Annotated in this window: 10 protein-coding genes and 1 other RNA gene; 4 read left to right on the plus strand and 7 right to left on the minus strand. The window is 46.1% G+C overall.

The window, feature by feature from the left end; translation table 11 throughout:
- Positions 1-166: 166 nt before the first annotated feature.
- From ACTD55_RS10385 to ACTD55_RS10400, 4 genes are read right to left on the minus strand one after another with little or no spacing between them, the layout of a single operon-like run.
- Positions 167-1,411: an FAD-dependent monooxygenase gene (locus tag ACTD55_RS10385; RefSeq protein ID WP_438864265.1), complete on the minus strand. Its 1,245-nt coding sequence runs from the start codon at positions 1,409-1,411 to the stop codon at positions 167-169.
- Positions 1,411-2,628, minus strand: a complete 1,218-nt coding sequence (gene ubiH, locus ACTD55_RS10390; protein ID WP_438864266.1) for a 2-octaprenyl-6-methoxyphenyl hydroxylase — start codon at positions 2,626-2,628, stop codon at positions 1,411-1,413. Before ubiH ends, ACTD55_RS10385 begins: the two co-directional genes overlap by 1 nt.
- On the minus strand, positions 2,625-3,947 hold the full coding sequence (gene pepP, locus ACTD55_RS10395) for a Xaa-Pro aminopeptidase (protein WP_438864267.1): 1,323 nt from the start codon (positions 3,945-3,947) through the stop codon (positions 2,625-2,627). Before pepP ends, ubiH begins: the two co-directional genes overlap by 4 nt.
- Before the next feature lie 9 nt (positions 3,948-3,956).
- Positions 3,957-4,526, minus strand: coding sequence for a UPF0149 family protein (locus ACTD55_RS10400; protein WP_438864268.1), 570 nt, complete (start codon positions 4,524-4,526; stop codon positions 3,957-3,959).
- A 132-nt stretch (positions 4,527-4,658) separates the two neighbouring features.
- Here ACTD55_RS10400 and ssrS point away from each other — a divergent pair.
- From ssrS to serA, 4 genes are all read left to right on the plus strand, one after another.
- Positions 4,659-4,841: non-coding RNA, 6S RNA (ssrS, locus tag ACTD55_RS10405), on the plus strand.
- A 23-nt stretch (positions 4,842-4,864) separates the two neighbouring features.
- On the plus strand, positions 4,865-5,449 hold the full coding sequence (locus tag ACTD55_RS10410) for a 5-formyltetrahydrofolate cyclo-ligase (protein ID WP_438864269.1): 585 nt from the start codon (positions 4,865-4,867) through the stop codon (positions 5,447-5,449).
- A 69-nt stretch (positions 5,450-5,518) separates the two neighbouring features.
- A complete protein-coding gene (gene rpiA, locus ACTD55_RS10415; protein WP_438864270.1) occupies positions 5,519-6,175 on the plus strand; it encodes a ribose-5-phosphate isomerase RpiA in 657 nt (218 codons plus the stop codon).
- A gap of 108 nt (positions 6,176-6,283) precedes the next feature.
- On the plus strand, positions 6,284-7,513 hold the full coding sequence (serA, locus tag ACTD55_RS10420) for a phosphoglycerate dehydrogenase (protein ID WP_438864271.1): 1,230 nt from the start codon (positions 6,284-6,286) through the stop codon (positions 7,511-7,513).
- Between the two features lie 92 nt (positions 7,514-7,605).
- Here serA and ACTD55_RS10425 read toward each other — a convergent pair whose 3' ends face one another.
- From ACTD55_RS10425 to dnaB, 3 genes are read right to left on the minus strand one after another with little or no spacing between them, the layout of a single operon-like run.
- Positions 7,606-9,561: a putative bifunctional diguanylate cyclase/phosphodiesterase gene (locus tag ACTD55_RS10425; protein WP_438864272.1), complete on the minus strand. Its 1,956-nt coding sequence runs from the start codon at positions 9,559-9,561 to the stop codon at positions 7,606-7,608.
- Positions 9,562-9,604: 43 nt separating this feature from the next.
- Positions 9,605-10,594: a Gfo/Idh/MocA family protein gene (locus ACTD55_RS10430; protein ID WP_438864273.1), complete on the minus strand. Its 990-nt coding sequence runs from the start codon at positions 10,592-10,594 to the stop codon at positions 9,605-9,607.
- A gap of 25 nt (positions 10,595-10,619) precedes the next feature.
- A complete protein-coding gene (gene dnaB, locus ACTD55_RS10435; RefSeq protein WP_438864274.1) occupies positions 10,620-12,011 on the minus strand; it encodes a replicative DNA helicase in 1,392 nt (463 codons plus the stop codon).
- Between the last annotated feature and the right edge of the window lie 9 nt (positions 12,012-12,020).

The following is a 12,020-nucleotide window of genomic DNA, read 5'->3' on the forward strand; positions in this document are numbered from 1 at the left end:
TCTTATCCTTAAGAAAGGGGCTCGCCCCGCATGGATGCGGGGAGAATAAAGCCATGGATGGCAATTGGCGAAGCCAATAACAATAAAGTAGCTGCCCGTCGCCAGCGCGACACCTCAATTCTACGTTTATGGTTATGCCGATTTGCGTGGCAATAAATCCAATGTTTTAGGTTTTAAGCTGCATGGATGACGTTAGCGCTGCTAACTCCGGCAATTCGCCATCCAGTCCCATGGCTTGTCGAATGGCGCTGTTTTTTAGCATGGGTAACTTATTCGCCATTGCCATGCCAGTGCCGCGCAGCAGTTTTTGTAGTGGATTCGCTCCATTAAACAGGCGCTTAAAACCTTCCATGCTGGCGACTAACTTTAACGCTTCGGTTTTACGCCAGCGTTCATAGCCCCGCAATAACTGGGCATCACCAATATCTTTACCCTGCTGATGTAATTCCACCACCGTTTGCGCCAATGCGGCCGCATCCATCAGACCTAAATTGGCCCCCTGCCCCGCTAACGGGTGAATGGTATGAGCCGCATCGCCAATCAGTGCCACACGATGTTTTACCCACTGGCGCACATAACGCATTTTTAATGGATAACTGACCCGGTCACTTTGCAATTCACACAACCCGGCCTGCATATCAAAAGTCGCGCTCAACGCCTGATTAAAATCCGGCTCGGAAAGCGCCAATAACCGATTAGCCTCTGCGTTATCCTGTGACCAGACGATGGAGCACAAATTATCTTGCCATAAAGGCAACAATGCTAACGGCCCCGAGGGGGTAAACACTTGTCTGGCGGTTTGTTGATGGGGCAATTGAGTTTTGATCGTGGCGACAATGGCTTTATGCTCGTAATCCCAATGGGTTAATGGCATTTTTGCCTGTTGTCGTACCCAAGAGTTACCACCGTCCGCGCCGACCACTAATCGGGCCGTCAAGGTATCGCCGTTATCCAGACTGATAAAAGCATCCCGCTCCCCTCTATCCAGTTTGCTAATGGTGGCGGGGGCAATAAATTCTATATGGCTGGATACCTGAACGGCGTTGTACAAGGCGGTTTGAATTAACGGGTTTTCAATAATATGGCCTAAATGCGCTTGCCCGGCTTGTTGATGATCAAAATCAATTTTCGCAAAGCTGTCTTGCTCCCATACCTGCATCGCCAAATAGGCTTGCATGCGAGCCTGTTCGATATGCGGCCAGATCCCAAGATTACGGAATAACCGTTCACTGGCAAGGTTAATCGCACTGACACGCAAGGCCGGTTGGGTTGGCTGCGCGGTATCAATCGATTGGTTATCAATGATGGCCACTTTCAACGATTTGCCATTCTCGTTGATGGTTTGTAACGCCAGCGCCATGGTTAATCCCACCATGCCACCGCCGACAATCGCTACATCAAATGAGCGCATCAACCCGCCCCTTTAATTTTCGAATCTGAGCTTGCCCCATAGCCCATCGCCTGTGTGGCCAACTGGCTTTTAATAGCCGGTAATAAATTCATCGCAGTTAAGCCTATATTCCGTCCCATCACCATGGGAAAATAGTGATTTGAAAATAACCGCACTAAACCGTCCGTTAGCCCAATGACCCGTTGTTGGTCAGGTATTCTTGACTGCTGATAATCACGCAATAAACCGTAACTGCCAATATCCTGATCTTGAGCGGCATTGCCAAGTAAATTCGCTAACACTTCCACATCGCGTAAACCTAAATTAAAACCTTGTCCGGCAATAGGATGTAACTGCTGAGAGGCATTGCCGACAATCACTGCTCGATGCCGGACAGAGGATTCCGCTGTCACCAAAGCCAGCGGAAAATAATGTCGCTCACTGACTTGAGTAAAGTGCCCCAAGGCATAACCAAACTGCTTTTGCAGTGCGGTTAAAAACTGGCTTTCATTTAAACGCAGCATTGACTGATGGTCATCCGGGCTTAACGTCCACACCAGTGAACAACGCTGTCCTTCCAGTGGCAATAATGCCAACGGCCCACTGGCAGTAAATCGTTCAAAGGCTTGATTAGCATGTGACTCACTGATCGATACGTTAGCGATCAGCGCTACTTGCTGATAATCCTGCTGTTGATAGCCAACGCCAATCATTTTCGCGCTGGGTGAATTGGCGCCATCGGCGATCACTAACAATTTCGCGGTTAACGTCTGTTGGCTGGTTAATCTCACTTGAATATGCTGTTGTTGCTGGTTAATCGCCTCAATCTGGTCGGGACAATACCAACGTAGTTGAGCTGAATCCTCTTTCGCCAAGGCGCTATGTAATTGCTGCCCCAGTTGCTGTAATTCCACCACATAACCTAATGCATCCAGTCCTTGCTGCTCGCAGTCGAGCCAGCATTGACCGATGTGTCCCTGATCGGTCACTTTAATTTGCTTAATTGCGGTACCTATTTCCGTAATAGATAATCCCCAACTATCCAAAACCTGCTGTGACCGTTTTGCCAGCGCCAACGAACGGGCATCGAAACCGGGATGGGGCTGATTAGCTTGATAGGATTTAGCTTCCACAATGGCAATCGTTAAGCTCGTCTGCTGAGCCAGTGCCAAGGCCAGTGAACAGCCGATGGTGCCTCCGCCCACAATAATAATGTCGGTGTTCAAGTCAGGGTTCAATGCGTCGCTCCGCTATCGGCCATTAACGCTTCTATCTGGCTGATCATCTTTGGCACCCCAATGGTTAAATTACGATACCCCTTTTCCGTCACCAGTAAATTATCTTCAATTCGAATACCGATCCCCTGCCATTGTGGCTGCACGTCGGCATCGGTGGCAATATAAATGCCTGGCTCAATGGTGAGTACCATGCCCGGTTCAAAAGGCCGATCCTGCCCGGCGACTTTATAATCGCCCACATCATGCACATCAAGGCCTAACCAGTGTCCCAGACCATGCATAAAATACTGTCGATAAGTTTGCTGCTCAATATTCTCGTTCAAGTCGCCTTGCAGTATGCCCAGTTCAATTAAACCTTGGGTGATGACACTTATAACTTTATCCGAAGCCTGTGCCAGGGTATTGCCAGGTTTTATCAGCGCAAAAGCGGCAAGTTGTGCCGAGAGTACTAACTCATATAAGGCTTTTTGCGGCTCGGAAAATCGGCCATTAACAGGAAATGTACGGGTGATATCGGCCGCATAGCCTTGAAATTCAGCACCGGCATCAATCAACACCAAATCACCATCGATTAATTCACTGCTGTTATGGGTATAATGCAAGATACATGCATTCTCTCCCCCACCCACAATAGTGCTGTAGGCAGGATGACGAGCCCCGGACATGGCAAATTCATGCTGGATTTCCGCTTCAAGTTGATATTCGTCAATTCCCGCCCGACAAAACTGCATTGCGCGGATATGCGCCCGCGCTGAAATCTCCGCCGCCTGTTGCATTACCGCCACTTCCGCTGTCGACTTAAATAAACGCATTTCGTGCAAAATAGGCCGAATATCCTGCAACACATTGGGCGCAATGCGGCTTTGCTTGGGAGCCTGACGCAATGCAGTTAACATCGCGAACAAACGCTCATCAGTGGCACTCGAATGGCCCTGGGCAAAATACAGGCTGTGTTTATTATTCAGCAATACCGGCAGTTGTTCGTCCAGTTCATCCACACCTAAACAAAACTCGATGCCCAATTGCTGTTCTGCCTGCTCAACCCCCAAACGCCGTCCTTGCCAGATTTCTACCGCGGGATCACTGTCACGACAAAATAAAATATGTTGAGGATGATCCTCACTATTGCTCAGGACCAACCAGGCATCGGGTTCGTTAAAGCCGGTAAGGTAATAGAAGTCACTGTCCTGCCGAAAAGGAAACTCAGTATCACGACTGCGGAACACTTCCTGACTGGCAGTAATCACGGCAATGCTATTATCGCTCATCTGCTCGATAACGCGTTGCCGCCGCTGGGCAAATTCTTCCACTGTGATCATAATGTTAGGCTAATGAATGGTTTTAGGTTTGGCTTGTTGATCAGAAGCAGACTGACCCAGTTCGTTAAAACATAACATCGCTGAAATGCGCACATATTCCATCACTTCGTTCAGGGCGTGTTCGGACTCCTCATCTTCCGGCATGGCATCGTCCATACGGGCAATTTCAGCAAAGTCTTCCAGTGCTTCTTTGACTTCGGACGAGCATTTAGTCAGATCGGATTGATGTAACCCAAAACCTAGCATAAAACCATGTACCCAATTAATTAGGGCTTGGCCACGATCATTTATCGGTGCCGCATCGTCAGGTAAACAGAGTGATAATGCAAATTCCGCTTCCACTAATTGCTGACAATTTTGTCCCTGTAACAGCTGTGCCTGCTGCTTAATATTATCCGGTAATGGTTTGCCCTGGTTGATAAAATCAGCTAGTGAATCGAGCCATTCCTGACTTTCCAGCAGCATACCACCGGCCAACATACCGCATTGAATACCCTGTACTTCGGCGGCATCACTGCTAATCGTTTCCCGTTCCATCATGGATGACAAAACTTCGTACATTTCACTTGCTGCTTTCAATCGTTGTATCCTATAGATTATTCATTTAGCTATGCTATATCCTACCATTTCGGTTAAATAACGGCTAACTGAAATGCGCTATTGAAAATAGCCCTTTAGAGTCACAGCAACTACTGGTAGGATCCGCGCTTAGGCCTCCTGGGATGTTTGCTAACTCAATCATGTCCCTGCCGATGCTTTACACTTAGGAAGTTGATTCTGTTGTTTTTGTGCAAGCTCGACTCGAATCGAGAAGCCTGCGACAACGATGATACCTCCGCCCTGAACTTTTCGGTTCATTGGGCGAACATTGGGTGGCGGCATTTCGGGAGGCTTTCTATTATTGCTTTGGTACCACCATGACACAGCAACTAAGTAATCTGCGTAATCAGTTTCGCACTAAACGACGTTCATTAAGTCCTGCCGAACAAACGCAGGCCAGCCGCACCCTCGTGGCGCAAATTCAACAACTTTCGATACTCAGCGCCGGTCAGCAGGTTGCGTTATACCTGGCAAATGATGGTGAGCTTGATCCAACGCTGCTAATTGACTACTGCTGGGCAAATAACATTCAAGTGTATCTGCCAGTGTTACATCCTTTTGCCAAAGGGTATCTGCTATTTCATGCCTATCGCGCTGACACCCCCATGGTGGCGAATCGTTACGGTATTGCCGAACCGTTATTAACCTGCAACGATATTTGTCCTTTGGCGAAATTGGACTTTATTTTTACCCCCTTGGTCGCCTTTGATGCAACCGGAAACCGCTTAGGTATGGGAGGGGGCTATTATGATCGCACTCTCAAGCCGATTGTTCGCGACAATTTAGCCACCCAACTTATCGGTCTGGCACATGATTGCCAAATGTCGGATAAACTGCCCACCCAACCCTGGGATATACCACTGAATAAAATCATCACTCCCAACAATTTTTTTTGCATCTAGCTGCGGATTAGCGGACCAATTTAGGCTACTCTATTGCCCTCCAATAACCTTTATCAATGAGTGGGTTTTATGAGTCAAAACCAACAGAAAAAAATCGCTGCTGAAGCCGCTATAGATTATGTCGAAAACGATGCCATCGTCGGTGTTGGCACCGGGTCAACCGTGAACTATTTTATCGATGCGCTAGCAACGGTTAGGCATAAAATTAAAGGGGCGGTATCGAGCTCGGAAGCGTCAACCGAAAAACTCAAGGCGCTAGGAATTGAGGTATATGATCTTAACTCGGTTGGCTATTTCGATATATATGTAGATGGCGCTGACGAAATCACCGACCACAAGCATATGATTAAAGGCGGTGGTGCCGCACTTACCCGCGAAAAAATTGTTTCCGCAGTAGCCAATAAATTTATTTGTATTATTGATCAGTCCAAGCAAGTACCTATATTGGGTGACTTTCCCCTGCCGGTTGAAGTGATCCCTATGGCGCGTTCCTATGTGGCTCGCGAGATTGTTAAACTCGGTGGGGATCCGGTTTGGCGTCAGGGAGTGGTTACCGATAATGGCAATATTATTCTGGATGTACATAACCTGAAAATTCTCAATCCGCCCGAACTTGAAAGCCAGTTAAATAATATTGTTGGCGTGGTTACCAATGGATTATTCGCTCATCGCGGGGCAGACATTGTATTGGTTGGTCGTGACAATGGTGTAGAAACTATCAAATAAGCGGCATTTTCATCTTTCAATATTAGCATTATTTTGATATTTTAGACGTCTAGATGTCTCTACTGTTTTTAACTTAATACTCTTTTTAACTTAAATTGGAAATCGATAATGAGCAAAGTGTCACTACCCAAAGATAAAATTAAGATTTTATTATTAGAAGGACTACATCAAAGTGCGCTAGAAACGCTCAAGAGTAATGGTTACAGTAATATTGAGTATTTAAAAACCTCACTGCCAGAAGAAGAGCTCATTGAGAAAATTCAGGACGTGCACTTTGTTGGTTTGCGTTCCCGTACCCAACTGACCGCAAACGTTATCGAAGCGGCACAAAAACTGGTGGCCATTGGCTGTTTTTGTATTGGCACCAATCAAGTCGATCTGCAGGCAGCTCAGAAAAAAGGCATTCCGGTATTTAATGCCCCGTTTTCCAATACCCGCTCAGTAGCTGAATTAGTATTAGGCGAAATTTTATTATTATTGCGTGGGATTCCTGAGAAAAATGCCAAAGCGCACCGTGGAGAATGGGATAAAAGTGCCAATGGCTCGTTTGAAGCACGAGGCAAAACCTTAGGTATCATCGGTTATGGGCATATCGGTACTCAGCTAAGCATTTTGGCCGAGCATTTAGGTATGCGCGTGCAATTTTATGATATTGAAGACAAGTTGGTTTTAGGTAATTCGACCCAGGTAAAAACCTTAAACGAATTGTTACGTACTTCTGACGTGGTATCGCTGCATGTGCCTGAAACGGCACAAACCAAAAATATGTTTGGCGCCGCTGAAATAGACGCGATGAAACATGGCGCGATCTTAATCAATGCGTCCAGAGGTACGGTGGTCGATATTGATGCCTTGGCCAGCGCATTACGCGAGAAAAAAATCAATGGCGCTGCGATTGATGTATTTCCGGTAGAGCCAAAATCAAACAATGAAGAATTTGTGTCAGTATTACGTGAATTCGATAATGTTATCTTGACGCCCCACGTCGGCGGCAGTACTCAGGAAGCGCAGCAAAATATCGGCATTGAAGTGGCAGGTAAACTGGCTAAATACAGCGATAACGGTTCAACCTTGTCGGCGGTTAACTTCCCTGAAGTATCACTGCCGAGCCATGCTGGCAGCTCACGTTTATTGCATATTCACACCAATGCCCCGGGAGTATTAACCCAAATTAACCAGGCATTCGCGGCAAAAGGCATTAACATTGCCGCTCAGTACCTTAATACCCACGATGGCATTGGTTATGTGGTGATTGATATTGAGACCGATCACGCTGATGAAGCGTTTGCAGAATTATCTGCCATTGAAGGCACCATCAAAACCCGCATTCTGCATTAATCCTAAAAAAATACGGCTGCGAGCGGCGAGCTTAGCGTTCTCGTAGCTCGTAGCTCGTAGCTCGTAGCTCGTAGCTCGTAGCTAAATATTAGCTATACCTTAACCTGACCTTGCAGTTTTTTCTCAACGTTAAGCAATTCGGTAAATTCGTTGGCCGGCATGGCTTTACCGTAAAAATCCCCTTGTACAATATCGCATCCCATGGCCGTTAATATCCGGGCAACGGCAGTAGACTCAATCCCCTCCGCTACCGACACGCGACGCAAGTCTTTACATAATCCCAGAATCGCCCGAACAATGGCCTGATCGCCTTTATCGGTATCTAAACGGGTAATAAAAGCCCGATCAATTTTGATCCTGTCCACGGTTAAATTTTTTACATAGGCCAGTGACGACATGCCGGTACCAAAATCATCAATGGCAATCGCCACTCCAGCTTTAGATAACTGTTTGAATACTTTTTGCGTGTGTTCAATATCTGCCAGCGCGGCATTTTCGGTTAATTCCAGCTCCAGTGAATCCGGCGGGATCTGATACCGCGCTAATCTTTGGTGAATATATTCCAGTAACTGGGGATCATTGAGATTATAAGGAGAAATGTTTACCGAGACCGGAAATTCAAATCCCAGTTCGCGCCATTGAGCATTTTGCTCTAGCGCCTGATCGATAATATAACGGGTAAATTCATTGATCATACCGCTACATTCGGCAATATCGATGAAGCGGTCAGGGAAAATCAGACCTAATTCGGGGTGTTGCCAACGAATTAACACTTCAGCACCGACAATGGCATTGGTTTTCAAGCAAATTTGAGGTTGAAAATACAGGACCAACTCTTTCAAAAACAGGGCTTTACGTAAATCGGCCGTTAGTTTTAACTGCTCTACGGTACTGGCATCTTGTTCCAAATTAAAATGCGCCAGTCCTAATCGTTGGCGTTTCGCCGTATACATTGCAATGTCAGCACGACTAATTAAGGCTTCGGCAGTGGTACCATGGGATGGAAAACTGGCTATTCCGATACTCAATCCCACTTCCAGATAAACACCTTGAATATTAATCGGTTTCTGCACCAGATTAATAAGGTGTTTGGCCTGTAACTCGGCTTGCTCTTTAGTGGTATGTGGCATCCAGATGGCAAATTCATCGCCACCAAAACGCCCTAAAATGTCATTCTCCCTTAACAGGCGGCTCATATCCCGACTTAAGTGCTTTAACAACAGATCTCCACATGCATGCCCCAAGGCATCATTGACCTCTTTAAATCGGTTAATATCAATTAGTAACAGGGCAGCATGGAGTTCCGGAGTAGTCGATTGTGGCAATCCGTTATCTGCTGTTTGTTGGTTAAGCGCGGCGACATAATCGCTAATACAATTGAAAATATGATCACGATTATAGATCCCCGTCAACGCATCGTGACTGGCTTTAAAATCCAGCTCTGAACTAAAAGCGCTATGCTGTCGGGCAATCACGATACCAATGGCCAGTGCACCAATAAATGCCAATACGCAAATAACCAACGCCGTTAGAAGAATATGGTAAATCACCTTTACCAAAGCATTATCTAATACATCCGTCTGTTTAATCAGTAACAGGTCAATATCCAGCTGCGGATCACTCTGAACCGCCCAAATATAATGACTAGTTGGCGTATTTAACCAACCATTTTGATTGACATCAGAGCGGACCAATTCATCCAGACTACTGGATTCAATGTCCAGATGAGTACCGTATTGAGATTGATAGATAAGTTCTCCCTGGCGAGAGACACGCAATTGATAATTCCCGTCCAGAACCTGTTCGGGTAAGTTAAGTTGATCAGGGCGGATCCGTTCTTGAACAAACGCATGCCGGATCTGTTGCATAATTAATCGGGCATTTTGCGAGACGGCGTTAGCTTCGACCTGCTTACTGGCATCTTCACTGATACGATATGACACCAGACTGAATACCGCGGCAATAATAAACGCCACAATTGAGCAAATAACAATTAATCGTAGCCGGATCCGTCGGCTGGATCGTATTATTGATTGCTGTCTGCTCATGGCGACTTCCTAAGTACGGGTAGACTAATTAATTAACGATTTGTCATCCGGCATTTTCCATCGTACTACCGTAGTCCAAACCGATTTGCTGACGAATTGAATCCATCACATGCATGTTAGCCAATGTATCAGATAAAGGCATGATACTGCTTTGCAATTTACCTGCTGCTATACACTGTTCTACTTCACGAATTTGGTATTCAAAACCATTCACTTCATGGGGTAATTCCAGCGTCACTTTTTTATCTTCATTAGTGAGTTTAACCACATGCCCGGCCCAAAACATATCGCAGATTTCAATGGTCCCGGCACGACCATGTAACAACATATTATTGGCAGATCTGGCTTCAACTGATGTGATAAACTGGCCAAGTCGGTCATCAGGATAACGTAAATTAGCGGTCAAAATATTATCCACTCCGGTCGTTCCAATTCGGGCCATCGCCTGAATATCCAGCGGATTGGCATCCATCATCCATTGGCTTAACGCAACCGAATAAACGCCCAGATCCAGCAACGCTCCACCCGCCAGATTTTTATTTTTCCAACGATTTGTATCACCTTTAAACGCGAAGCAGATGCTCGAGTTAATCGCCTGCAACGTCCCTATTTCACCATCCTGCAGCCATTGTTTAGCCTGCTGGCAGGAAGGCAAAAAGCGGCTCCACAGCGCTTCCATAACAAATAAATTCTTTTGTGTGGCTAACTGGATAATTTTTTCAGCTTGACGGGCATTGACGCAAATTGGCTTTTCAATCAGCAAGTGCTTGCCCGCATGCAAACACAGCATGGCCTGCTCAAAGTGAAAATTATGCGGGGTAGAAATATACACAATATCGATTTGCTCATCGGCAACCAACGCAGCATAACTGGTATAATAGCGTTCCGCCTGATTGGCTTGGGCAAATTGACTGGCACGCTGTTCATCGCGGCTGGCAACGGCCAATAAATTACTGGATGTGCCTTGATTGAGTGCTGTCGCAAAACGTTGCGCAATTTTGCCCGGACCGATAATTCCCCAATTTAATGACATTAACTCTATTCCTTAACTTTGTTGATTAGTAATCATCACCAAATGCCGGACCAACATAATTATCAAAGCGAGAAAATTGTCCCTGAAAGGTGAGGCGCGTTGTGCCGATTGGACCATTCCGCTGCTTACCGATAATAATTTCGGCGATGCCTTTTTGATCACTATTTTCGTGATAAACCTCGTCGCGATAGATAAACATAATCAAATCCGCATCCTGCTCGATTGAGCCTGATTCCCGCAAATCCGAGTTAATCGGCCTTTTATCTGCGCGTTGCTCCAAGCCCCTGTTTAACTGTGACAATGCCACCACCGGCACTTCTAATTCTTTCGCTAATGCTTTAAGTGAACGGGATATTTCAGCAATTTCCAGCGTTCGGTTATCGCTTAATCCAGGCACCTGCATTAATTGCAGATAATCGATCATAATCAAGCTCAAACCACCTCGATCACGAGCTAATTTACGCGCCCGGGTACGCACTTCCATGGGGGTCAAGCCTGATGAATCATCGACAAACAGATTATCTTTTTCTTTGAGGATACGCATGGTGTTGGAAATACGTGACCAGTCCTCATCATCCAGTTGTGCAGTACGAATTTTGGTTTGATCCACACGGCTTAACGACGCCAACATCCGCATCATGATCTGCTCTGAGGGCATCTCTAAACTGAATACCAACACCGGCTTTTCTTCACCCATCATAGCGTTTTCGCATAAATTCATCGCAAAGGTCGTTTTACCCATCGACGGACGCGCTGCCACAATAATTAAATCGGAAGGTTGTAAGCCACTGGTTTTTTTATCTAAATCCGCATAGCCCGAGGATACCCCTGTCACTTCTTTATTGTTTTTGACCAAGGCTTCAAGACGGTCAATCGTTTTGCCCAATATGGCTTCTACATCACGGGGGCCTTCGTTCGCACCCGTGCGCTTTTCTGCGATTTCAAATACCTTACTCTCGGCCAAATCCAGGATTTCGGTGGCATTACGACCTTGGGGATTATAGCTGGCATCGGCAATCTCATTAGAGACTCCAATCAATTCACGGGTAATCGCACGTTCTTTGATAATTCTGGCATAGGCTTCAACGTTGGCCGAACTGGGTGTGTTTTTTGCCAATTCACCTAAATAGGAAAATCCCCCCGCTTCTTCCAGCTCATCAGAGTTTTCCAACTGCTGGGAAACCGTAATCACATCCACTGGCTGGTTATCGGATAACAACGCAATGATTGCACGGTAGATAGTTTGGTGGGCGCGATTGTAGAAATCTTCTTCAATCACAATTTCAGCCACTTTATCCCATGAGCTCGGCGCAATCAGCATACTACCCAGTACCGACTGTTCGGCCTCGATGGAATGAGGAGGTATTTTTAGTTTTTCGACTTTTTCGTCGTTATATTTGCTGGCAACAACTTTCACAGGGATCTC

This window comes from Neptunicella sp., from assembly GCF_048268085.1.
Classification (GTDB): Bacteria; Pseudomonadota; Gammaproteobacteria; order Enterobacterales; family Alteromonadaceae; genus Neptunicella.

Coding starts and splice junctions, on each gene's coding strand:
- pepP (WP_438864267.1), bottom strand. CDS start 3,947: ATGATCACAGTGGAAGAATTTGCCCAGCGGCGGCAACGCGTTATCGAG.
- ACTD55_RS10425 (WP_438864272.1), bottom strand. CDS start 9,561: ATGAGCAGACAGCAATCAATAATACGATCCAGCCGACGGATCCGGCTA.
- rpiA (WP_438864270.1), top strand. CDS start 5,519: ATGAGTCAAAACCAACAGAAAAAAATCGCTGCTGAAGCCGCTATAGAT.
- ACTD55_RS10430 (WP_438864273.1), bottom strand. CDS start 10,594: ATGTCATTAAATTGGGGAATTATCGGTCCGGGCAAAATTGCGCAACGT.
- ACTD55_RS10385 (WP_438864265.1), bottom strand. CDS start 1,411: ATGCGCTCATTTGATGTAGCGATTGTCGGCGGTGGCATGGTGGGATTA.
- serA (WP_438864271.1), top strand. CDS start 6,284: ATGAGCAAAGTGTCACTACCCAAAGATAAAATTAAGATTTTATTATTA.
- ACTD55_RS10410 (WP_438864269.1), top strand. CDS start 4,865: ATGACACAGCAACTAAGTAATCTGCGTAATCAGTTTCGCACTAAACGA.